The sequence below is a fragment of the Pseudomonas sp. FG29 genome (assembly GCF_057809355.1).
In genome coordinates this window covers 1-23,125 of record NZ_JBMDJU010000037.1, presented here as the reverse complement: position 1 = coordinate 23,125, position 23,125 = coordinate 1, and the positions used below count along the sequence as shown (strand labels likewise).

Sequence of the window (23,125 nt, the reverse complement as noted above, 5' to 3'; positions counted from 1 at the left end):
AACCTGCTCAAGTCTTGAAAACGAAAAAGAAGGGTCAGCTCTTTTCGAGCGCCCAGAGGTCGCTCTCGATGCTGTCGAACCTGTCTTTCAGGTGCGCCTGCACGTCGAGAATCGCCTTGTTGTAGTAGTGCGGTGCCAGCTCGCGGGTGATCAGGTCGAGCACTTCCTGCACCTCGAAGGTCCCCAATTCCAGCTCGAAGCGCTCATCGAGAAAGCGCTGCAGCACCAGTAGCGCGGCCTGCTCCTGGGCAGGCTCCAGCGCCAGGCTCGGCACCTTGGTGCGGGCCATTACCAGCGGCCGTCCCAGGCGACGAAGTTCTGCAGCAGCTGCAGGCCGTGGGTATGGCTCTTCTCCGGGTGGAACTGCACGGCGAAACGCGAACCTTCGGCCAGCGCGGCGGCGAAGTCCTTGCCGTAGTGACCGCGACCGACCACCTGCTGCGGCTTGCCGGCCTCGATGTAGTAGCTGTGCACGAAATAGAAGCGCGAGTGGTCGGGAATGTCATGCCACAGCGGGTGTTTCACCGCCTGCGCCACTTCGTTCCAGCCCATGTGCGGCACCTTGAGGCGTTCGCCGTCCTCGGCCAGATCCTTGCCGAAGAAACGCACCTGGCCGGGAAACAGGCCGATGCAATCGACGCCGTCGTTTTCCTCGCTGTGCTCGAGCAAGGCCTGCATGCCGACGCAGATGCCGAGGAACGGACGGTCGGCGCTGACTTCACGCACCAGCTCGTCGAAGCCCAGGCGCTTGATCTCGGCCATGCAGTCGCGGATCGCGCCGACGCCGGGAAATACCACGCGGTCGGCTTCGCGAATGATCTTGGCGTCCGAGGTCACCAGCACACGGCCAGCGCCGACATGCTCCAGCGCCTTGGCCACCGAGTGCAGGTTGCCCATGCCATAGTCGATGACGGCTACGGTCTGCATCAGAGGGTTCCCTTGGTCGACGGCATCTGCCCGGCCATGCGCGGGTCGAGTTCGACGGCCATGCGCAGGGCACGACCGAAGGCCTTGAACACGGTCTCGATCTGGTGGTGGGTGTTGTGCCCACGCAGGTTGTCGATGTGCAGGCTGACCTGGGCGTGGTTGACGAAGCCCTGGAAGAACTCCTGGAACAGGTCGACATCGAAGCCGCCGACCACCGCGCGGGTGAACGGCACGTGCATCTGCAGGCCCGGGCGACCGGAGAAATCGATCACCACGCGCGACAGCGCCTCGTCCAGCGGCACATAGGAGTGGCCGTAACGGGTCATGCCCTTCTTGTCGCCGACGGCCTTGGCGAAGGCCTGGCCGAGGGTGATGCCGACGTCCTCGACGGTGTGGTGGTCGTCGATGTGCAGGTCACCCTTGCAGTGGATGTCGAGGTCGATCAGGCCATGGCGGGCGATCTGGTCGAGCATGTGCTCGAGGAAGGGCACGCCAATGTCGAATTTGGCCTTGCCAGTACCATCCAGGTTGATGGAGACCTTGATCTGGGTTTCCAGGGTGTTGCGCTCGACGGATGCCGTACGTTCGGCCATCACCAGCTCCACGAAATTGCCAACGGAAAAAGGCCAGCATTATAGGCGTGCAGCGGCCGCAACGGCTACCGGCGATGGTCGGACGGCCAGAATGAAAAAGCCCGTGCAGGCGCGGAGCCGGCACGGGCTTTTTCAGAAGGACGGCGTTACTGGAACAGCACGACAGTCTTCTGCAGGGTGATCCACACACCCCAGGCCAGCGGAATGCCCACCACCAGCCAGGCAGCGATCACCAGCGGTTTGCTCGACGGGTCAGCCGACCACTCCAGCTCGCTCGCAGCCGGTGCCGACTTCTCGCCATGGGCGCGCTCGGCGGCCAGCTCGGCCTCGCTCATGAAGTACTTGGCTGCCACCGGACGCACCAGGGCGTTGCAGATGAAGCCCAGCACCAGCAGGCCGGAGAGGATGTACAGGGTGATGTCGTAGGCCGCAGCCTTCTCCACACCGATGCTCAACTGGTACTCGCGCAGGTAGTTGACCAGCACCGGGCCGAGCACACCGGCCACGGCCCAGGCAGTCAGCAGACGACCATGGATCGCGCCGACCATCTGCGTGCCGAACAGGTCGGCCAGGTAGGCTGGCACCGTGGCGAAGCCGCCGCCGTACATCGACAGGATGATGCAGAAGGCCAGCACGAACAGCGCCAGACTGCCCAGGTGAGCGAGCATCGGCACCGAAGCGTAGAGCGCCAGACCCAGACCGAAGAACACGAAGTAGGTGCCCTTGCGGCCGATGAAGTCCGAGCAGGATGCCCAGAAGAAGCGACCACCGATGTTGAACAGGCTGAGCAGGCCGGTGAAGCCCGCCGCGATGGCGGCGATCTGCGCGAGCTGAGCCGCATCGAGCTGGTTGAAGCTCAGGTCGACACCGATCAGCTTGCCGGCGAAGACTTCCTGCAGCAGCGGCGAAGCCATGCCGATGATGCCGATACCAGCGGACACGTTCAGGCACAGTACGGCCCAGACCAGCCAGAACTGCGGCGTCTTCAGCGCGGTATCAACGTGCACGTGGCCCTTGGTGATCATCGCGTTGTTGGCCTTGGCCGCCGGCGCAGTCCAGCCTGCCGGTTTCCAGCCAGTCGGCGGTACGCGGTAGGACAGCGCGCCACCCATCATGAAGATGAAGTAGATCACCGCCATGACCACGAAGCTCTGCCATACGCCGACGCTTTCCGGGGTAGCGAAGTGGTTCATCAGCATTGCGGCCAACGGCGCACCGACCATCGCACCGCCACCGAAGCCCATGATCGCCATGCCGGTCGCCATGCCGCGCTTGTCCGGGAACCATTTGATCAGGGTGGATACGGGCGAGATGTAACCCAGGCCAAGACCGATACCGCCGATCACGCCGGAGCCCAGCCACAGCATCCAGATCTGGTGGGTATAGATACCCAGCGCAGAAATCATCAGGCCACCGCACCAGCACAGTGCGGACACCACACCGGCCTTGCGCGGGCCGGCATGTTCCAGCCAGCCACCCCAGATGGCGGCCGAGCAGCCGAGGAAGACGAAGAACAGGGTGTAGATCCAGCCGAGCATGGAAATCTGCCAGTCACAGTTGCTGGCAAAGATTTGCTCGAGGAAGCTCATTTCCGGTGCGCAGGCCGTGGCTGCGGTGATACCGACGGCCTTGGACAGCGGCAGCCAGAATACCGAGAAGCCATAGGCCATACCGATACACAGGTGAATGGCCAGAGCGGCTGGCGGAACCAGCCAGCGGTTGAAGCCGGGTCGAGCGATGATGCGTTCCTTAGACAGGAACGCAGGCTTCGCCGCGGCGCCGTCCAATGCAAGGGCGTCAGTCATAGCAGAGTCTCTTTTTGTGGTTGCAGACAAAGGCGCACGCGACAACGGACCGGCGCCAAAGTTTGCGAAGAGTAGCACCTAGGCGCGACAAAACGCCGCGTCTTCCATGATTTTTTTAGTTTTCTTTGCACGTTCAGCGCCATTTCGACAACTTTCGAAAGTCCGGCTCTATCAAATGATAGAGCACGTCGATTTAACACGCCGCAGCAACACCCCGAAGCATCGCCAAAACCAAGCGCCGCGCACTGAGCCTAGACCACTTCAGCAACGCCAGCGCGCGGAACCGCCAGCCAGTGGATCGATCAAAAACCTACCCACCTGCCAAGCAGTCGACTGCCGCAGGCCATTTAGCGGGCGGGTCGCCAGGGCGCTGTGACGCTATACTCGGCGCCCGTTATTCCAGCCATCGAAACAAGGACTCGTCCATGAAAGCGCTCGGCAAGATCCTGGGCCTCTTCCTTCTCGGATTGCTGCTGATCGTAGTGGCGCTGTTGTTCGCCCTTACGCATCTGTTCGACCCCAACGACTATAAGGACGAGATCCGCCAGATCGCCCACGACAAGGCCAACCTCGACCTGCAACTCAAGGGCGATATCGGCTGGAGCCTGTTCCCCTGGCTCGGCCTGGAACTGACCGACGCCACCCTGGCCAGTGCCGACACCCCGGACAAACCCTTCGCCGACCTGCGCATGATCGGCCTTTCCGTACGGGTGATGCCGCTACTGCGCAAAGAAGTGCAGATGAGCGACATCCGCGTCGACGGCCTCAACCTCAGCCTGCAGCGCGACGCCAAGGGCCATGGCAACTGGGAAGGCGTCGGCCGCCCGGCCAAGGCCGCCACAGGCACCTCGCAGCCCGGCGAACAACCCGCCGTGGTCGACGCCTCCAGCGCCGAGCAAGCCAGCAAACCCGCAAGCCAGCCACTCAAGCTGGATATCGACAGCCTGACCCTGAGCAACTCGCGCATCGACTACGACGACGCGCAGAAAGGCCAGCAATTCACCGTCGAGAACATCGAGCTGAAAACCGGGGCGATTCGTGAAGGCGCCAGCATCCCGGTCAAATTCAGCGCCTTCTTCGGCACCAACCAACCCGTGCTGCGCGCACGCAGCGAAGTGGAAGGCTCGCTGCGCTTCGACCGCGCCCTCAAGCGCTACCAGTTCGAAGACCTCAAGCTCGCCGGCGAAGCCTCGGGCGAGCCCCTCAAGGGCAAGACCCTGAATTTCTCCGCGCAGGGCCAGTTGCTGCTCGACCAGGCCGCCAATATCGCCGAATGGAACGGCCTCAAGCTCTCCGCCAACCAGCTGCGCGCCCTGGGAGAACTCAAGGTGCGCGAGCTGGACAAGGACGCCAAACTCGCCGGTGGCATCTCCATCGCCTCGCTCAACCTGCGCGAATTCCTCGACGGCATCGGCATCGAACTGCCCGCCATGCGTGACGCTAACAGCCTCAGCCAGTTCGAACTGGTCAGCCGCCTGAATGGCTCCAGCAAGGGGCTGATGCTGGAAAACCTCGACCTCAAACTCGACGGCAGCACCTACACCGGCAGCCTTGGCTTTAGCGACTTCAGCAAACAGGCACTGCGCGCCGACCTCAAAGGCGACAAGCTCGACCTCGACCGCTACCTGCCGCCCAAGAGCAAGGACAGCGCCGCCGCTGCACGCCAGTCCGAGGTCAAGGAAAGCATCGCCAATGCCGGCGCCAATGGCACCACACCGCTGCCCAACGCACCAACCCAGCAGGCCTGGAGCGACGAGAAAGTGCTGCCCATCGACCGACTGCGCAGCCTCGACCTGCAACTGGCGTTGAGCCTGGGCCAACTGACCTATGACCAGCAGCCCTTCACCGACGTCAGCCTCAAGGCCAACGGCAGTGGCGGCCTGATCACCCTGGAAGAAGCGCGCGGCAAACTGCAGGGCGGCAGCTTCGTCGGCAGCGGGCGCATCGACGTCCGTCAGGCCGAGCCGATGCTCAGCATCGAGAAGCGCCTCAGCCGCATCCCCGTCGAGCCCTTCCTCAAGAAGGACGATCAGCCCTCGCCGATTCGCGGCCTACTGGATCTGGATGCCAAGTTCAACACCCGTGGCAACAGCCAGAAGGCCTGGATCGAAGCCCTCAATGGCACCGCCAGCTTCGCGCTCAACGATGGCGTCCTGGTCGATGCCAACCTCGAGCAGCAACTGTGCCGTGGCATCGCCACCCTCAATCGCAAGGATCTGAGCAATCCGCCGACCGGCAAGGACACCCCCTTCCGAGAGCTCAAGGGCAGCATGAGCGTGCGCGATGGCGTGGCCCACACCCCGGATCTGGCCGCCCAGATTCCAGGCCTGGCGGTCAGTGGCAATGGCGACCTCGACCTGCGCGTGCTCGGCCTCGACTACAAGGTCGGCATCACCCTCGAAGGCGACCAGCGCGAAATGCCCGACCCGGCCTGCCAGGTCAACGAACGCTACGTCGGCATCGAATGGCCGTTGCGCTGCCGTGGCCCGCTGGAGCTGGGCGCCAAGGCCTGCCGCCTGGATCAGGATGGCCTGGGCAAGATCGCCGCACGCCTGGCCGGCAACAAGCTGACCGAGAAGCTGGAAGAAAAACTCGGCGACAAGGTCAGCCCGGAACTGAAAGACGCACTCAAGGGCCTGTTCAACCGATGAGTCCCGAGCAATTCAACGGCGCCGTGCTGGCCTGGTACGACCAGCACGGGCGCAAGGATCTGCCCTGGCAGCAGAACATCAGTCCGTATCGCGTCTGGGTCTCGGAAATCATGCTGCAGCAGACCCAGGTCAGCACCGTACTCGGCTACTTCGACCGCTTCATGGCCGCTTTGCCCACGGTGAAAGACCTGGCCGAAGCGCCGGAAGACGAAGTGCTGCACCTGTGGACGGGCCTGGGCTACTACACCCGCGCCCGCAACCTGCAGAAGACCGCGCAGATCATCATGCGCGAGCATGGCGGCGAATTTCCGCGCAGTGTCGATGCGCTCAGCGAACTGCCCGGCATCGGCCGCTCCACGGCCGGCGCCATCGCCAGCCTGAGCATGGGCGTGCGTGCGCCGATCCTCGACGGCAACGTCAAGCGCGTACTGGCGCGCTACGTGGCGCAGGAGGGCTACCCCGGCGAGCCGAAAGTGGCCAAGCAACTGTGGGACGTGGCCGAGCGCCTCACCCCGCACGAGCGCGTCAACCACTACACCCAGGCGATGATGGATCTCGGCGCCACCCTGTGCACCCGCAGCAAACCCACCTGCCTGCTGTGCCCAGTGCGCAGCGGCTGCCAGGCCCACCTGCTCGGCCTGGAGATTCGCTACCCGATCCCCAAGCCGCGCAAGACACTGCCGCAGAAACGCACCCTGATGCCGATTCTGGTCAACGAGTCCGGCGACATCCTGCTCTATCGCCGCCCGGCCACTGGCCTGTGGGGTGGGCTGTGGAGCCTGCCGGAACTGGACGATCTCGCCCAGCTCGACGACCTCGCCGGGCAGCAACGACTGAGCCTCGGCGAACGCCGCGAACTGGAAGGCCTGACCCACACCTTCAGCCACTTCCAGCTAGCCATCGAACCCTGGCTGATCGAGGCCACCGAGCAACCCGGCCGCGTGGCCGAGGCCGACTGGCTCTGGTATAACCTCGCCACCCCGCCGCGCCTGGGCCTCGCCGCCCCGGTGAAGAAGCTACTGAAACGCGCGGCGCAAGCCATTACTGCTGGAGAACCGACATGACCCGCACCGTACAGTGCCGCAAATACAAACAGGAACTGCCCGGCCTGGATCGCGCGCCCTACCCCGGCCCCAAGGGTGAAGACATCTTCGCCAACGTCTCCAAGCAAGCCTGGGACGAATGGCAGAAGCACCAGACCATGCTGATCAACGAGCGTCGGCTGAACATGATGAACGCCGAGGATCGCAAGTTCCTCCAGGCCGAGATGGACAAGTTCCTCTCCGGCGAGGAATACGCCCAGGCCGAAGGCTACGTGCCACCGAGCGAATAAGCATGCCTGCGGGAGGGGGCTTCAGCCGCGACAACCGCCGCATATCCATGCACGCAGCCCCGGCCCGCCCTCCCCGTTTTCTCCGCTCACGAACCTAAGCGCCCGAAATAATTAAATATTTTTCAAACTCGCGCTTGACACTGATCCTTCAAATCCGTCTAATAGCGCCCCGTTGGCCCAGGTAGCTCAGTTGGTAGAGCAGGGGATTGAAAATCCCCGTGTCGGCGGTTCGATTCCGTCCCTGGGCACCACTGATTGATTACAAAAAGCCTCAGCCACGTGCTGGGGCTTTTTGCTTTCTGCTCCCGGCAAATGTCCTGATCCATTGTTTCGCTTGCGCGACAAGCAACTGCAGCCAGGCGACACCCTGACCGTGAAGAAAGCCACAGGCCAGCAAACGGCTTGGCGGTCACGGAAACGCTATGCTAGCTTGGCCGCCAGCCAGGACGGCCAGGCACGCCGGAGCGCTATCAAAGAAAAAGAGGATCTCATCCCATGGCCGAGGCAACGCCCGCGCTGGAAATTCGCAACCTGCACAAGCGCTACGGCGACCTCGAAGTGCTCAAGGGCATCTCCCTGACGGCCAAAGACGGCGACGTCATCTCCATCCTCGGCTCTTCCGGTTCCGGCAAGTCCACCTTTCTGCGCTGCATCAACCTGCTGGAAAACCCGCACGAAGGGCAGATCTTCGTCGCTGGCGAGGAGCTCAAGCTCAAGGCCGCGAAGAACGGTGACCTGGTCGCCGCCGACAATCAGCAGATTAATCGCCTGCGCAGCGAAATCGGCTTCGTCTTCCAGAATTTCAATCTCTGGCCGCACATGACGGTGCTCGACAACATCATCGAGGCACCACGTCGCGTGCTCGGCCAGAGCAAGGCCGAGGCCATCGAAGTGGCCGAAGCCCTGCTGGCCAAGGTCGGCATCGCCGACAAACGTCACGTCTATCCCAACCAGCTTTCCGGTGGTCAGCAGCAGCGCGCAGCCATTGCCCGCACGCTGGCCATGCAACCCAAGGTGATCCTGTTCGACGAACCGACTTCGGCGCTAGACCCGGAGATGGTACAAGAAGTGCTTAACGTGATTCGTGCACTCGCAGAGGAAGGTCGCACCATGCTGCTGGTCACCCATGAAATGAGCTTCGCTCGTCAGGTTTCCAGCGAGGTGGTGTTCCTGCACCAGGGCCTGGTCGAAGAGCAAGGCCCTCCCGCTCAGGTTTTTGACAACCCGCAATCGGCACGCTGTAAACAATTCATGTCCAGCAATCGATAACACGGAGCAAAACTACATGCAGAACTATAAAAAGATCCTGCTGGCCGCGGCCGCTACCCTGGCATTCGGCACCAGCGCGGTTGCCGCCGACAAGCTGAAGATCGGCACCGAAGGCGCCTACCCTCCCTTCAACCTGATCGACGCCAGCGGCAAGGCCACCGGCTTCGACGTGGAAATCGGCCAGGCGCTGTGCGCCAAGATGAAGGCCGAGTGTGACGTGGTCACCTCCGACTGGGACGGCATCATTCCCGCGCTGAACGCCAAGAAGTTCGACTTCCTGATCGCGTCCATGTCGATCACTGACGAGCGCAAGCAGGCCGTTGACTTCACCGATCCGTACTACACCAACAAGCTGCAGTTCATCGCCCCGAAAGGTGCTGACTTCAAGACCGACAAGGACAGCCTCAAGGGCAAGGTGATCGGTGCTCAGCGCTCCACCATCGCCGGCACCTGGCTGGAAGAGAACCTCGACGGTATCGTCGACATCAAGCTCTATGACACCCAGGAAAACGCCTATCTGGATCTCGCTTCCGGTCGCGTCGATGGCGTACTGGCCGACAAGTTCGTCAACTGGGAATGGCTCAAGAGCGATGCCGGCAAGGACTTCGAGTTCAAGGGTGAGCCGGTCTTCGACAACGACAAGATCGGCATTGCCGTGCGCAAGAACGATCCGCTGCGTGAGAAGCTCAACGCTGCTCTGAAGGAAATCGTCGCCGACGGCACCTACAAGCAGATCAACGACAAGTACTTCCCGTTCAGCATCTACTGATCCTGACCCAGGTGCCCCGCAAGGGCATCCCGGATCGCCCGCACGCAGCCATCGGCACGCGACTGGTGTAGATGATCGGTGTGCCGCTCGCCTCAGGCGGGCGGCACCGCCAAATCAGCTACTCCGCGCGATGCAGGTGCGACGGGCTTACCGGGTGCTCCAGATGGCCACCACTGCCTCCGACCAGACTAACGATCATGATTTTTGACCTGCATGGCTTCGGCAACCAGCTTGCCGAAGGCACGCTCATGACCATCAAGCTCTCGCTGGCTGCCGTCTCGATCGGCCTGCTGCTGGGCTTGCTCGGCGCCATTGCCAAGACTTCGCGCTTCCGCGCCCTGCGTGCACTGGGGACGCTCTATACCACGCTGGTTCGCGGCGTTCCGGAAACGCTGTGGGTGCTCATGGTCTACTTCGGCACCGTCAGCGGCCTGAACGCACTGGGCGCTCTGTTCGGTCATCCCGATCTGGCGCTGTCGCCGTTCGCTGCCGGCACCTGCGCCCTGGCGCTGTGCTTCGGCGCCTACGCCACGGAAGTGCTGCGCGGCGCCTTGCTGGCCATTCCCAAAGGCCATCGTGAAGCGGGCCAGACTCTTGGTTTGTCCTCGTTTCGCATCTTCTGGCGCATCATCCTGCCGCAGGTCTGGCGCATCGCCCTGCCCGGCCTGGGCAACCTGTACTTGGTGCTGCTCAAGGACACCGCGCTGGTTTCGCTGATCTCCCTCGACGAGATCATGCGCAAGGCCAGCATCGCCTCCAACGCCACCAAGGAACCCTTCACCTTCTACCTGGCGGCGGCGCTCATCTACCTGAGCCTGACCGTCGTGGCGATGACCATCATGCACCTGGCGGAAAAACGCGTGAGCCAGGGCTTCACGAGGAACGAGCTATGAGCGAGTGGGAACTGCTCGCCAAATGGACGCCCAAGATGCTCGAGGGGGCCCTGCTCACCCTCGAACTGCTGGGACTTTCGGCCATCATCGGCCTGATACTCGCCGTGCCGCTGGGCATCGCCCGCGCATCCCGACACTGGTACGTACGCGCCCTGCCCTACGGCTACATCTTCTTCTTCCGTGGCACCCCGCTGCTGCTGCAGTTGGCGCTGGTGTACTACGGGCTGGCGCAGTTCGAGGCCGTGCGCAAGAGCATGCTCTGGCCGTACCTGCGCGACCCGTTCTTCTGCACCCTGCTGGCCATGTCGCTGCACACGGCGGCCTATATCGCCGAGATCCTGCGTGGCGCCATCCACGCGATCCCCAAGGGGGAGGTGGAAGCCGCACGTTCGCTGGGCATGTCACGCAAGCAGGCACTGTTTTTCATCATCCTGCCGCGCGCCACGCGCATCGCCCTGCCTGCCTACAGCAACGAGGTCATCCTCATGCTCAAGGCCAGTGCGGTGGTCTACACCGTAACGCTGTACGACCTGATGGGCATGGCCAAGACCATCGCCGCGAAGAACTACCAGTACATGCTGTTCTTCTGCTACGCCGGCCTCTTCTACCTGCTCATCACCCTGGTGCTGACTCTGCTGTTCCGCCGCCTGGAACGCTGGCTGCGTGTCGACGCCTGCCAGGGCCGCTGATGACCATGGGCCGTCGAAACTAGGCGGCCCATGACTCCCGCTCCTAGATCTCGCCGCGTTGTGCCTCCATGTCAGAGCCGATCCTCCAAGGCACCGCACTGCTCGAGCGCTTTCAGGCGCTCGATGACTTTCTCGTCGAGCATCAGGCGCTCTGGCGTCCCAGGCCGTTCACCTGCCTGCAACTGCCCTGGGAAGCCGACTGGCCGGAACTGGCCACGTGGTTGCGCAGCCGCACGCTGGAGCAAGCCGAGGCCGACCATGGTCAGCCCTGCGCGATTCCCGCACCAGCACCTTTCCCGCATTGGGCGCAGCGCGCACGCGAGCTGAGCAGCCTCGGTCAGTTGCCACGCCAGGCCAGCCCAAGACCTCGGACAGCCCAGCAGATCGCAGCGATTCCCGGCCGCAAGCTGCAACAGATCGAGGCCTTCGCCGCCTGCCTGCAATTCGGTACAGAGCCCCGACACTGGCTCGACTGGTGTTCGGGCAAAGGTCATCTGGGACGCTGGCTCACCCACAATGGGCAGGCCCTCACCTGCCTGGAATACGACCCACTACTGGTCGAAGCCGGCAACGCCATCAGCTCCCGACTCGGTATCGAGGCCCAGCACCTGTGCCAGGACGTCATGGCCGAAGATGCCGCCGCGCGGCTACAACCGGAGCACAGCCCGGTAGCCCTGCATGCCTGCGGCGATCTGCACATGCGCCTGCTGCAACTGACCAGCGCCAAGGGCTGCGCTCACCTGGCGGTCGCACCCTGCTGCTACAACCGCATCGCCGCGCCGCAGTACCAGCCATTGTCCGACGCAGCCCAGGCGTCTGCCCTGCAATTGTCGCGCGACGACCTCGGCCTGCCGCTGAGCGAAACCGTCACCGCCGGGGCCCGGGTCAAACGCCAGCGTGATCGCTCGATGGCCTGGCGCCTGGCCTTCGACCTGCTGCAACGCCGCCTGCGAGGCAGCGACCAGTACCTGCCAACCCCCTCGCTCGCGAGCGAATGGTTCGACAAGTCTTTCGCCGAGTTCTGCCGCGATCTGGCAACCCTGCGCGGCGTCCCCGCATCAGGCGAGCAAGATTGGGACAGCCTGCAAACACAAGGCTGGCAACGCCTGGCGCAGGTGCGCAACCTGGAACTGGTACGCAACCTGTTCCGCCGCCCGCTCGAGCTCTGGCTGCTGCTCGACCGCGCGCTCTATCTGCAGGAACAGGGTTACCAGGTGCGCCTGGGGCATTTCTGTGAATACCGCCTGAGCCCGCGCAACCTGCTGCTGCTGGCCGAACGCCCCTGAGTTGCACACAGAAGCTGTGGATAACTCTGTTGATCCTTTCTGGGCAAATGCCTGCGGCGACCTGATATAGCGCCTCGCCGACAACTGGTCATTTTCTAGACAGCCGTCGCAACATCAATGAAAACAATCACTTGCGAAAAACAGTGATCCAGCGCACAGCCTTTGTGCAACCTACTTCAACTTGCATTCCAATTGTGCATAAACATTCGCCCCCTGATAGCCGAGGCGAAAATAACCAAGACGATCATGGCTTTACTGGGGCCGACGAATGGATATAATGGCGCCCCACTTAGGCCGGTATAGCTCAGCTGGTAGAGCAACTGACTTGTAATCAGTAGGTCCCGGGTTCGACTCCTGGTGCCGGCACCATATTGAAAAGCCCCGCAATGCGGGGCTTTGTCATTTCTGGGCCTTGCCTAGTTCGCCTTTCGCAGCTTCGCCAATGACTGCAGGTTGTCCACACTGCTGCGCGGGAGCCCATACCCTCGCAATGGCGACATATCAGTCGTTTGCGCCCCTCCGTAAACCAGCTCTCGGCTGTACCTCTACGCTGGTTTATGATCGCCAGGCACGCACGCCTCCTATCAATAGGTTATCCATGCGCATTCTGATTACCGGCGGCGCCGGCTTCATCGGTTCGGCCCTGACGCGGCATCTGATTCTCGACACCGAGCATGAGGTACTCAACCTCGACAAGCTGACCTACGCCGGCAATCTGGAGTCGCTGCAGAGCATCAGCAGCCATCCACGCTACCGCTTCGTCCAGGGCGATATCGCTGACAGCGCGCTGGTCAGCCAACTGCTGGCCGAATTCCAGCCGGATGCCATCATGCACCTGGCCGCCGAGTCTCACGTCGACCGCTCCATCGATGGACCAGCCGCCTTCATCCAGACCAATATCGTCGGTACCTACAGCCTGCTGGAGAGCGCCCGCGCCTATTGGCTCGGACTGGATGCCGAGCGCAAGGCAGCCTTTCGCTTCCACCACATTTCCACGGACGAGGTCTACGGCGACCTGCACGGCGTCGACGACCTCTTCACCGAAACCACGCCTTATGCCCCCAGCTCCCCCTACTCGGCGAGCAAGGCCGCGTCCGATCATCTGGTTCGCGCCTGGCAACGCACCTACGGCTTGCCGGTGCTGATCACCAATTGCTCCAACAACTACGGCCCCTATCACTTCCCCGAAAAGCTGATCCCGCTGATGATCCTCAACGCCCTGGCCGGTAGACCGCTGCCGGTGTACGGCAATGGCCAGCAGATCCGCGACTGGCTCTACGTGGAGGATCACGCACGCGCTCTGCTGCAGGTCGTGACCAACGGCAAGGTGGGCGAGACCTACAACATCGGCGGGCACAACGAGCAGAAGAATCTCGATGTGGTGAAAGCCATCTGCGCACTGCTGGAAGAGCTGGCTCCCGAGAAACCAGCGGGTATCGGCCATTACGAAGACCTGATCACCTACGTCAAGGATCGTCCGGGCCATGACCTGCGCTACGCCATCGACGCCAGCAAGATCGAACGCGAATTGGGCTGGGTGCCGCAGGAAACCTTCGAGAGCGGTCTGCGCAAGACCGTGCTGTGGTACCTGACCAATCTCGACTGGTGCCGCCGCGTTCAGGATGGCAGCTATCAGGGCCAACGACTCGGTGCCCTCTAGAACGTAAGACGTAGGGCGGGTGCAGCCCGCCAGCCAGGCAGCGGCGTGCTGCACTCGCCCGACGCATCGACAAGGAGCACAGCAAACATGAAAGGCATCATCCTCGCCGGCGGCTCCGGCACCCGCCTGCACCCCATTACCCTCGGCGTCTCCAAGCAGTTGCTGCCGATCTACGACAAACCGATGATCTATTACCCGCTATCGGTGCTGATGCTCGCCGGTATTCGCGACATTCTGGTCATCTCCACCCCGCAGGATCTGCCCAACTTCATCAAGATGCTCGGCGACGGCAGCCAGTTCGGTATCCGCCTGCAGTATGCCGAGCAACCCTCACCGGACGGCCTTGCCCAGGCCTTCCTGATCGGCGCGTCGTTCATCGGTGATGACGCGGTGTGCCTGATCCTCGGCGACAACATCTTCCACGGCCAACACTTCACCGAGAAACTGCTGCGCGCCGCCAGTCAAGCGAGCGGTGCCACGGTCTTCGGCTACTGGGTCAGCGATCCCGAGCGCTTCGGCGTGGTGGAGTTCGATGCCGCCGGCAACGCCTTGTCCATCGAGGAAAAGCCGACCCAGCCGAAATCCAGCTATGCCGTTACCGGTTTGTACTTCTACGACAACGACGTGATAGAGATCGCCAAGGCGGTCAAGCCCTCAGCGCGTGGCGAGCTGGAGATCACCGACGTCAACAACGCCTATCTGGCCCGTGGTGACCTGCGCGTGGAGCGCTTCGGTCGTGGCTTCGCCTGGCTCGACACCGGTACCCACGACAGCCTGCTGGATGCCTCCTACTACGTGCAGACCGTGGAAAAACGCCAGGGCCTGAAGATCGCCTGCCTCGAGGAGATTGCCTACGGCCAGGGCTGGATCGACCGCCAGCGCCTGCTGGAGCAGGCCAAGGCCTTCGGCAAGACCGGTTATGGCCAATACCTGTACAAACTCGCCGAGGACGACGCATGAACATCATCGCCACGGCTCTGCCGGAAGTGCTGATCATCGAGCCGCAGGTATTCGGTGACGAGCGTGGTTTCTTCTACGAGAGCTTCAATGCCAAGCGTTTCGCCGAGCTGACCGGCGTGCAGCGCGACTTCGTCCAGGACAACCACTCGCGCTCGGAACGCGGCGTATTGCGCGGCCTGCACTATCAACTGCAGCAGGCGCAGGGCAAGCTGGTGCGCGTCACGGCAGGCGAGGTCTACGACGTAGCGGTGGATGTTCGCCGCAGCTCGCAGACCTTCGGTAAATGGGTCGGCGTGCACCTTTCGGCGCAGAACAAACGCCAACTCTGGGTGCCGGAAGGCTTCGCCCATGGTTTCCTGGTGCTCAGCGACTACGCCGAATTCCTCTACAAGACCACCGACTACTACGCCCCGGCGCACGAACGCAGTATCCGCTGGGATGATCCGCAACTGGCCATCGACTGGCCCCTCGACGGTCTGACGCCCGTGCTGTCGGCCAAGGATCAACAAGCCTCAGCGTTCGCCGAGGCAGAGGTCTTCGCATGAAAATTCTGATCGCTGGCCATACCGGCCAGGTCGCCCGTGAACTGCAACGCGCACTCGCCCAGCATGAGTTGGTCAGCCTGGGCCGCGCCGATTTCGACCTGGCGCAACCGCAGAAGCTGGGCGAAATCATCCTGCGTGAACGTCCGGCGCTAGTGATCAACGCCGCCGCCTACACTGCGGTCGACCAGGCCGAGCAGGAGCGCGAACTGGCCTTCACCATCAATGCCGAGGCGCCAGGCGCCATGGCCGATGCCTGCTTCGAGCTGGACATCCCGCTGATCCACTACTCCACCGACTACGTCTTCGACGGCGGCAAGGCCACGCCCTACCGTGAGGCCGACACGCCGCGCCCGCTGAGCGTCTACGGCGCCAGCAAGGTGGCCGGCGAGCAGGCACTGCGCATCAGCGGCTGCGATCATCTGATCCTGCGCACCAGCTGGGTCTACTCGCAGCACGGACGCAACTTCCTGCTGACCATGCAGCGCCTGCTACAGGAGCGCGAACAGCTCAAGGTGGTGGATGACCAGATCGGTGCGCCGACCTGGGCCGGCAGCATCGCCAGCGCCACTGCCGAGCTGATCGACAAGTGGCAACAGGGCCGCCAGCGCTGGGGCACCTTCCACCTGACCTGCCAGGGCCAGACCAGTTGGTTCGGCTTCGCCAACGCCATCGCCGATCGCTTGCGCGCACAGGGCAAGCGCTGCGCCGAGCTGCTGCCAATTCCTTCCAGCGACTACCCGACGCCGGCACGCCGGCCGCTCAATTCGCGCCTGGATGGTGAAAGGCTGGAGCAGGAATGGCAGATCAGCCTGCCACACTGGGAGCAGGCACTGGACGCCTGCCTGGAACGCCAGGGCTGACCCGCACAACGCGCGTTGTGCGGCGAAACGAAAACAGACCGCAGCGGGAATGTGCATAATGCGCCGATCATTTCGGCGCCATGTTCCCGCTCCATGACCACAGCCCCCACCACCTTGCGACGCCCCCGCTGGCGCAGCCTGCTGCTGCTGGCGCTGCTGCTCGCCCCGCTGCTGTGGCCCGTGCATTACCTGGCCGAGCGCTATTACCGCGACGTGCTGCTCGAGCAGAACCGCCAGACCCTCGACCTGTACGTCGCCAACCTGCTCGGCACCCTGCGCCGTTACGAGGTGCTGCCCCAGATCCTCGGCGATCTGCCAGGCGTGCGCGCCGCCTTGCAGGCACCGGAAGACCCGGCCGTGCTCGACGGTGCGAACCGCCTCCTGGCCCGCACCCGCGCGCAGACCGGTGCTGACGTGATCTACCTGATGAACCCGCGCGGCATCACCCTGGCCGCCTCCAACTGGGACAAACCCGACAGCTTCATCGCCGGTAACTTCGCCTTTCGCCCCTACTTCCGCGAGGCCCTGGCCGGTCGCCTCGGGCGCTTCTTCGGCCTCGGCACCACCTCGGGCAAGCGCGGCTACTACTTCGCCTATCCGGTACGCGAAGGCGAGCACAACATCGGCGCGCTGGTGGTCAAGGTCGACCTCGACCACACCGAGACGCTGTGGGGCAACACCCCCGAACAACTGCTGGTCACCGACACCAATGGCGTGGTGATCCTCACCTCGCGGCCCGACTGGCGCTTCCACGCCAGCCGCCCGCTCGACCGGGTCGAGCAATCCGCCATTGCCGCCAACCAGCCCTACCCCACGCAGGCGCCACCGGCACTGGATCTCGACCCCAGCGCCTGGATCATGCAGAGCCGGGTGCTGGAGGAAACCGGCTGGACGGTGAATATCCTCGCCCCGCGCATCCTCCTCGACCGCCCGGTGCGCAGCGCGGTAGCGGTTGGCGCCACGGCCTTGCTGGTGCTGCTGTTGCTGCTCGGCCTGCTGATGCAGCGCCGTCGCCATTACCTCGAACGCATTGCCCTCGACACCCGCGCCAAGGCCGAGCTGGAGCAGCGCGTAACCGAACGCACGCATGATCTGGAACTGCTCAACAGCCGCCTCAAACAGGAAGTGCTGGAGCGCGAACAGGCCCAGCAGGAATTGGTGCGTGCCCAGGACGAACTGGTGCAGGCGGGCAAGTTGTCGGCATTGGGCACCATGAGCGCCAGCATCAGCCACGAACTCAACCAGCCCCTGGCGGCGATTCGCAGCTATGCGGAAAACGCCAGCACCCTGCTCGATCACCAGCGCAGCGACGACGTGCGCGCCAACCTCGGCCTGATCCGCGAGCTGACCGAGCGCATGGCCTCGATCATCGCCCACTTGCGCGCCTTCGCTCGCCGTGATCGCCACGCGCCGGAGCGGGTCGCCCTGCAACCGGCGCTCGACGACGCCCTCTCGCTGCTCGCCAAACGCCGCCGCGCCATGGACGTGGAGCTGATCCGCGACGTACCGGACGCCACCCTCTGGGTGCAGGCCGGTGAGACCCGCCTGCGCCAGGTACTGGGCAACCTGCTGGCCAACGCCCTCGATGCCATGGTCGAGAAGGCACCGCCGCGACGCCTGTGGATCAGCGTGCACAGCGATGGCGAGCAGCTCGAACTGCACCTGCGCGACAACGGCTCGGGGTTCTCCGCCGAGTCGCTGGCGCGCGCCCGTGAACCCTTCTTCACCACCAAGACCAGCGCCCAGGGCCTGGGGCTGGGCCTGGCCATCTGCGAAAGCCTGATGCGTGCTCTGGGCGGCGAACTGCTGCTGGGTAATCATCCGGACGGCGGCGCGCTCATCACCCTGCGCCTGCGCCTGGCCAGCCCTGGCGTCAACCTGCAACCACCGGAGGATCCCTCGCCATGACCAGCGACAGCGCCATCGACAGCCGTACCCAGGTTCTGCTGATCGACGACGACGCCCACCTGCGCCAGGCGCTCAGCCAGACGCTCGATCTGGCCGGTCTCAAGGTGCAGAGCCTGGGCGACGCCAAGGGCCTGGCCGAGCGCATCCCGGCCGACTGGCCCGGCGTGGTGGTCAGCGATATCCGCATGCCCGGCATCGACGGCCTCGAACTGTTGCAGCAACTGCGCGAGCGTGACGCCGAACTGCCGGTGCTGCTGATCACCGGCCACGGTGATGTGCCGCTGGCCGTGCAGGCAATGCGTGCCGGTGCCTACGATTTTCTGGAAAAACCCTTCGCCAACGATGCGCTGCTCGATAGCGTGCGCCGGGCGCTCGACCTGCGTCGCCTGGTGCTGGACAACCGCAGCCTGCGCATGGCGCTGACCGACCGTCAGCAACTGGCCGGGCGCCTGGTCGGTCAGTCGCCGGCCATGCAGCGCCTGCGCGAGCAGATCGGCGCCCTGGCCAGTATCGCCACCGACGTGCTGATCCTCGGCGAAACCGGTGCTGGCAAGGAAGTCGTCGCTCGCGCCCTGCACGACTTGTCCAACCGCCGCAACGGCCCGTTCGTCGCCATCAACGCCGGCGCCCTGGCCGAATCGGTGGTGGAAAGCGAGCTGTTCGGCCACGAGGCCGGTGCCTTCACTGGCGCGCAGAAGCGCCGCATCGGCAAGTTCGAGTTCGCCAATGGCGGCACGCTATTCCTCGATGAGATCGAGAGCATGAGCCTCGACGTGCAGGTCAAGCTGCTGCGCCTGCTGCAGGAACGCGTGGTCGAGCGCCTTGGCGGCAACCAGTTGATCCCGCTGGACATCCGCGTCATCGCCGCGACCAAGGAAGATCTGCGCCAGGCCGCCGATCAAGGGCGTTTCCGCGCAGACCTCTACTACCGGCTCAACGTCGCGCCACTGTCGATCCCACCGTTGCGCGAGCGCGGCGAAGACGCCCTGCTGCTGTTCCAGCATTTCAGCGAAAGCGCGGCCGCACGCCATGGCCTGACGGTGCGCGAGCTGCAGCCAGGCCAGCGCGCCCTGCTGCTGCGCCACCCCTGGCCGGGTAACGTACGCGAACTGCAGAACGCCGCCGAACGCTTCGCCCTGGGCCTGGAACTGGCGCTGGACAGCAACGCGCCCAATCTGCCGCCGGTGCAGGGCGGCCTGAGCGAACAGGTCGAAGCCTTCGAGCGAGCCCTGATCGCGGGTGAGCTGAGCCGCCCGCACGGCTCGCTGCGCAGCCTGGCCGAAGCCCTGGGACTGCCGCGCAAGACCCTGCATGACAAACTGCGCAAACACGGCCTGACCTTCTCGGGATCTGGCGGAAGCTCGCCAGATGACTTCGAATGATTGGCGGTTAACCGCCAATCACAGCGAATATCTGCACCTGCGGCGCTGAGCCGAGTTGCGCAAGGCAGTGCCTGGTCAACTCGTCAGCCCTCTAAATCAAGCCTTTGCGGGCTTTTCACACGCCTGTAGCAAGACCGGTGGCACTCTGGCACAGGGGTTGCTCTGAGCAAGCTCAGGCGAACCCACAAGTACAAGTCCAGGCATCGCTGCCCATCGACGGCATTTTTCCCCACGCCGCCTAGACTTGCTCTTGTCCGTTCGCTACGACACTCAGATGTCAACGCAATAAACACAACAAGAGGAAGCATCCGCATGTTCAAAACGACTGCCAAGGCTCTTGCCTGCGCCCTGTCCCTGTCCATCGCCGGCATGGCTCACGCCGCCGATCCGATCGTCATCAAGTTCTCCCACGTCGTTGCCGAGCACACCCCGAAAGGTCAGGGTGCCATGCTGTTCAAGCAACTGGCCGAAGAGCGCCTGCCCGGCAAGGTCAAGGTCGAGGTCTACCCGAACTCCTCGCTGTTCGGTGACGGCAAGGAAATGGAAGCGCTGCTGCTCGGCGACGTGCAGATCATCGCCCCGTCCCTGGCCAAGTTCGAGCAGTACACCAAGCAACTGCAGGTATTCGACCTGCCGTTCCTGTTCGACGACATGGCCGCAGTCGATCGTTTCCAGAAAGGTCCGGAAGGCCAGAAACTGCTGACCTCCATGACCGACAAGGGCATCACCGGCCTGGCCTACTGGCACAACGGTCTGAAGCAGCTGTCGGCCAACAAGGCGCTGCTGGAGCCGAAGGACGCCCGTGGTCTGAAGTTCCGCGTACAGGCTTCCGCCGTACTGGAAGAGCAGTTCAAGGCCGTGCGCGCCAACCCGCGCAAGATGAGCTTCGCCGAGGTCTACCAGGGCCTGCAGACTGGCGTGGTCAATGGTGCCGAGAACCCCTACTCGAACATCTACAGCCAGAAGATGCACGAAGTTCAGAAGTACATCACCGAGTCCAACCATGGCCTGCTGGACTACATGCTGATCACCAACACCAAGTTCTGGGACGGTCTGCCGGCTGACGTACGTGACGAGCTGACCAAGATCATCGCCGAGGTCACCGTCGAGGTGAACAAGCAGGCCGATGCTCTGAACGAAGGTGACAAGCAGCGCATCCTGGATGCCGGCACCACCGAGATCCTGACTCTGACTCCCGAGCAGCGTAACGAGTGGCGTACCGCCATGCAGCCGGTGTGGAAGAAGTTCGAAGGCGAGATCGGTGCTGACCTGATCAAGGCCGCGCAAGCCTCCAACAAGCAGTAAGGCCGGAGAGCCGTAGGGTGGGCAGTGTCGCCAGATACTGACCCACCGCGGCGTCCACGACGCCGAAATGCTGCGACTGGTGGGTCGGCAACGACCGCCCCACCCTACGCCCTTTCCATTCGGGAGATTTATCCATGAACGCCTTGCGGCGCGTCTGGGAGCACTTCGAGGAAGGCTTCATCGCTTTCCTGCTGGCGGCCATGACGCTGGTCACGTTCGTCTACGTGATCCTCAATAACATGTACACCGTTTTCTACTGGCTGGGTGACACCTTCGGTGGCAATGAAACCCTGCTGGGAATCGGCGACTTCATCCTCGACCTGGCTCAAGCCATGACCTGGAGTAGCGCCCTGACCAAGGCCCTGTTCGGCTGGCTGATCTTCTTCGGCCTGGCCTACGGCGTGCGCACCGCCGGCCATATCGGCGTCGACGCCCTGGTCAAACTCGCCCCACGCGGCGTCCAGCGCTTCATCGGCGTGATCGCCTGCCTGTGCTGCCTGGGCTATGCCGGCCTGATCGCGGTCGGCAGCTTCGACTGGGTTCGCACCCTGTTCACCGCTGGTATCGGCGCCGAAGACCTCGGCCACTACGGTATCCAGCAATGGCACATCGGCATGATCGTGCCGTTTGGCTATGCCATGGTGTTCATCCGCTTCCTGGAAATTCTCGTGCGCATCCTGCGCAACGAGCAGACCGGCCTCGGCCTGGCTGACGAAGCCGCCGATGCGCTGAAGGTCAATGAGCACGAGGAGGCCAAATAATGACCGTTCTGTTCCTCTTCCTGCTGCTGTTCCTGCTGATGTTCATCGGCGTACCAATCGCTGCATCGCTCGGCCTGGCCGGCTCGATCACCATCATGCTGTTCAGCCCGGACTCCGTACGTTCGCTGGCGATCAAGCTGTTCGAAACGTCCGAGCACTACACCCTGCTGGCGATTCCGTTCTTCCTGCTGTCTGGTGCCTTCATGACCACCGGCGGTGTGGCAAAGCGCCTGATCGACTTCGCCAACGCCTGCGTCGGCCACATCCGTGGCGGCCTGGCCATCGGTGCGGTACTGGCGTGCATGCTGTTCGCCGCGCTGTCCGGTTCTTCGCCGGCTACCGTAGCGGCAGTGGGCTCCATCGCCATCGCCGGCATGGTGCGCTCCGGTTACCCGCAGGCGTTCGGCGCCGGCATCGTGTGCAACGCCGGTACCCTGGGCATCCTGATCCCGCCGTCGATCGTCATGGTGGTCTACGCCGCCGCTACCGAGCAGTCGGTGGGCAAGCTGTTCATGGCCGGGGTGATACCGGGCGTGCTGCTGGGCGTGGTGCTGATGGTGGCGATCTACATAGTCGCGCGTATCAAGAAGCTGCCGGCACTGCCGCGCGCCAGCTTCCGCGAGTGGCTGCGCGCCGCCCGTGAGGCGATCTGGGGCCTGCTGCTGATGGTGATCATCCTTGGCGGCATCTATACCGGCATGTTCACCCCGACCGAGGCTGCGGCCGTGGCGGCGGTTTACGCCGGCTTCGTCGCCCTGTTCGTGTACAAGGATCTGACCATCCGCGAGTGCCCGAAGGTACTGCTGGAGTCCGGCAAGCTGACCATCATGCTGATGTTCATCATTGCCAACGCCATGCTCTTCGCCCACGTGCTGACCACCGAGCAAATTCCGCAGCAGATCACCGCCTGGGTGGTCGAGCTGGGTCTGCAGCCGTGGCAGTTCCTGCTGGTGGTGAACATCGTGCTGCTGGTGGCCGGTGCCTTCATGGAGCCGTCGGCGATCATCCTGATCCTGGCGCCGATCCTGTTCCCGATCGCCATGCAGTTGGGCATCGACCCGATCCACCTGGGCATCATCATGGTGGTGAACATGGAGATCGGCCTGATCACACCGCCAGTGGGGCTGAACCTGTTCGTCACCTCGGCGGTGACTGGCATGCCACTGACCTCGGTGATCCGCGCGGCCATGCCGTGGCTGATGCTGTTGCTCAGCTTCCTGATGGTGATTACCTACATCCCGGCTGTGTCCATGGCGCTGCCGAATTGGCTGGGGATCAACTGACGAAGGTTTGGTACTTTTGGTACCTGCTAGCCCGGCCTCGTGCCGGGCTTTTTTATGGGCTTCGTGAGTTGCTGGGCTTGATACCGGGCTGGCAAGTCTGTGCTGGCTTGTTGGCTGTTCGGGTGTTTGTTCTGGATTGCCGCGTTTTTGCTGATGTCTTTGGTTTCGCCCTCCCGGGCGAGTGACTTTTGCGGGCAAAAGTAACCAAAACCCTCCGCCCGTTCATCCGGCCCTGGCTGCGCCAGG

General features: G+C 63.4%; 22 protein-coding genes and 2 tRNA genes. 19 read left to right on the top strand and 5 right to left on the bottom strand.

The window, feature by feature from the left end; all coding sequences use genetic code 11:
- Nucleotides 1-34: 34 nt before the first annotated feature.
- From ACODS1_RS22925 to ACODS1_RS22910, 4 genes are all read right to left on the bottom strand, one after another.
- The gene (locus ACODS1_RS22925; protein WP_275861311.1) at nt 35-289 is read right to left on the bottom strand and encodes a DUF2164 domain-containing protein; all 255 of its coding nucleotides are present in this window, start codon (nt 287-289) and stop codon (nt 35-37) included.
- Nucleotides 289-927 carry an imidazole glycerol phosphate synthase subunit HisH gene (hisH, locus tag ACODS1_RS22920; protein ID WP_489087454.1) on the bottom strand — a complete coding sequence of 213 codons (639 nt, stop codon included), beginning with the start codon at nt 925-927 and terminating at the stop codon, nt 289-291. The genes ACODS1_RS22925 and hisH overlap by 1 nt, the downstream gene beginning before the upstream one ends.
- Nucleotides 927-1,520 carry an imidazoleglycerol-phosphate dehydratase HisB gene (hisB, locus tag ACODS1_RS22915; RefSeq protein ID WP_347810018.1) on the bottom strand — a complete coding sequence of 198 codons (594 nt, stop codon included), beginning with the start codon at nt 1,518-1,520 and terminating at the stop codon, nt 927-929. Before hisB ends, hisH begins: the two co-directional genes overlap by 1 nt.
- A gap of 146 nt (nt 1,521-1,666) precedes the next feature.
- A complete protein-coding gene (locus ACODS1_RS22910) occupies nt 1,667-3,325 on the bottom strand; it encodes an OFA family MFS transporter (protein WP_489087453.1) in 1,659 nt (552 codons plus the stop codon).
- Nucleotides 3,326-3,750: 425 nt separating this feature from the next.
- Between ACODS1_RS22910 and ACODS1_RS22905 the strand changes: the two genes are divergently transcribed.
- The 19 genes from ACODS1_RS22905 to dctM all read left to right on the top strand — a co-directional run bounded on the left by ACODS1_RS22905 (nt 3,751) and on the right by dctM (nt 22,879).
- Complete coding sequence (locus ACODS1_RS22905; RefSeq protein WP_489087452.1) at nt 3,751-5,976, top strand: AsmA family protein; 2,226 nt, start codon at nt 3,751-3,753, stop codon at nt 5,974-5,976.
- The gene (mutY, locus tag ACODS1_RS22900) at nt 5,973-7,040 is read left to right on the top strand and encodes an A/G-specific adenine glycosylase (protein WP_489087451.1); all 1,068 of its coding nucleotides are present in this window, start codon (nt 5,973-5,975) and stop codon (nt 7,038-7,040) included. The genes ACODS1_RS22905 and mutY overlap by 4 nt, the downstream gene beginning before the upstream one ends.
- On the top strand, nt 7,037-7,309 hold the full coding sequence (locus tag ACODS1_RS22895; RefSeq protein ID WP_013717633.1) for an oxidative damage protection protein: 273 nt from the start codon (nt 7,037-7,039) through the stop codon (nt 7,307-7,309). The genes mutY and ACODS1_RS22895 overlap by 4 nt, the downstream gene beginning before the upstream one ends.
- A 175-nt stretch (nt 7,310-7,484) precedes the next feature.
- A tRNA-Phe gene (locus ACODS1_RS22890) sits at nt 7,485-7,560 on the top strand.
- Between the two features lie 244 nt (nt 7,561-7,804).
- Nucleotides 7,805-8,578 carry an ABC transporter ATP-binding protein gene (locus tag ACODS1_RS22885; protein WP_322978971.1) on the top strand — a complete coding sequence of 258 codons (774 nt, stop codon included), beginning with the start codon at nt 7,805-7,807 and terminating at the stop codon, nt 8,576-8,578.
- Between the two features lie 16 nt (nt 8,579-8,594).
- Nucleotides 8,595-9,347, top strand: coding sequence for an ABC transporter substrate-binding protein (locus ACODS1_RS22880; protein WP_489087450.1), 753 nt, complete (start codon nt 8,595-8,597; stop codon nt 9,345-9,347).
- Nucleotides 9,348-9,544: 197 nt separating this feature from the next.
- A complete protein-coding gene (locus tag ACODS1_RS22875) occupies nt 9,545-10,240 on the top strand; it encodes an ABC transporter permease (RefSeq protein WP_489087449.1) in 696 nt (231 codons plus the stop codon).
- Nucleotides 10,237-10,929 (top strand): ABC transporter permease, encoded by a 693-nt coding sequence (locus ACODS1_RS22870; RefSeq protein ID WP_322978974.1) that lies wholly within the window; start codon nt 10,237-10,239, stop codon nt 10,927-10,929. Before ACODS1_RS22875 ends, ACODS1_RS22870 begins: the two co-directional genes overlap by 4 nt.
- Before the next feature lie 68 nt (nt 10,930-10,997).
- Nucleotides 10,998-12,215 carry a methyltransferase gene (locus tag ACODS1_RS22865; protein WP_489087448.1) on the top strand — a complete coding sequence of 406 codons (1,218 nt, stop codon included), beginning with the start codon at nt 10,998-11,000 and terminating at the stop codon, nt 12,213-12,215.
- Between the two features lie 293 nt (nt 12,216-12,508).
- Nucleotides 12,509-12,584 (top strand) — tRNA-Thr (locus ACODS1_RS22860).
- A 229-nt stretch (nt 12,585-12,813) separates the two neighbouring features.
- Nucleotides 12,814-13,875, top strand: coding sequence for a dTDP-glucose 4,6-dehydratase (gene rfbB, locus ACODS1_RS22855; protein WP_489087447.1), 1,062 nt, complete (start codon nt 12,814-12,816; stop codon nt 13,873-13,875).
- 87 nt (nt 13,876-13,962) lie between these two features.
- On the top strand, nt 13,963-14,835 hold the full coding sequence (rfbA, locus tag ACODS1_RS22850; protein WP_489087446.1) for a glucose-1-phosphate thymidylyltransferase RfbA: 873 nt from the start codon (nt 13,963-13,965) through the stop codon (nt 14,833-14,835).
- Nucleotides 14,832-15,380, top strand: a complete 549-nt coding sequence (gene rfbC, locus ACODS1_RS22845; RefSeq protein ID WP_489087445.1) for a dTDP-4-dehydrorhamnose 3,5-epimerase — start codon at nt 14,832-14,834, stop codon at nt 15,378-15,380. Before rfbA ends, rfbC begins: the two co-directional genes overlap by 4 nt.
- On the top strand, nt 15,377-16,240 hold the full coding sequence (rfbD, locus tag ACODS1_RS22840) for a dTDP-4-dehydrorhamnose reductase (RefSeq protein WP_489087444.1): 864 nt from the start codon (nt 15,377-15,379) through the stop codon (nt 16,238-16,240). Before rfbC ends, rfbD begins: the two co-directional genes overlap by 4 nt.
- 93 nt (nt 16,241-16,333) lie before the next feature.
- Complete coding sequence (locus ACODS1_RS22835) at nt 16,334-18,148, top strand: sensor histidine kinase (protein WP_489087443.1); 1,815 nt, start codon at nt 16,334-16,336, stop codon at nt 18,146-18,148.
- Nucleotides 18,145-19,530, top strand: a complete 1,386-nt coding sequence (locus tag ACODS1_RS22830) for a sigma-54-dependent transcriptional regulator (protein WP_322978994.1) — start codon at nt 18,145-18,147, stop codon at nt 19,528-19,530. The genes ACODS1_RS22835 and ACODS1_RS22830 overlap by 4 nt, the downstream gene beginning before the upstream one ends.
- 312 nt (nt 19,531-19,842) lie before the next feature.
- Nucleotides 19,843-20,835 carry a C4-dicarboxylate TRAP substrate-binding protein DctP gene (gene dctP, locus ACODS1_RS22825; RefSeq protein ID WP_489087442.1) on the top strand — a complete coding sequence of 331 codons (993 nt, stop codon included), beginning with the start codon at nt 19,843-19,845 and terminating at the stop codon, nt 20,833-20,835.
- 134 nt (nt 20,836-20,969) lie between these two features.
- Nucleotides 20,970-21,596: a TRAP transporter small permease gene (locus ACODS1_RS22820; protein ID WP_322978996.1), complete on the top strand. Its 627-nt coding sequence runs from the start codon at nt 20,970-20,972 to the stop codon at nt 21,594-21,596.
- Nucleotides 21,596-22,879: a C4-dicarboxylate TRAP transporter large permease protein DctM gene (gene dctM / locus ACODS1_RS22815; RefSeq protein ID WP_489087441.1), complete on the top strand. Its 1,284-nt coding sequence runs from the start codon at nt 21,596-21,598 to the stop codon at nt 22,877-22,879. Before ACODS1_RS22820 ends, dctM begins: the two co-directional genes overlap by 1 nt.
- A 26-nt stretch (nt 22,880-22,905) precedes the next feature.
- Here dctM and ACODS1_RS22810 read toward each other — a convergent pair.
- Nucleotides 22,906-23,125: hypothetical protein (locus ACODS1_RS22810; RefSeq protein WP_489087440.1), on the bottom strand; the 220-nt coding region annotated here is incomplete at its 5' end.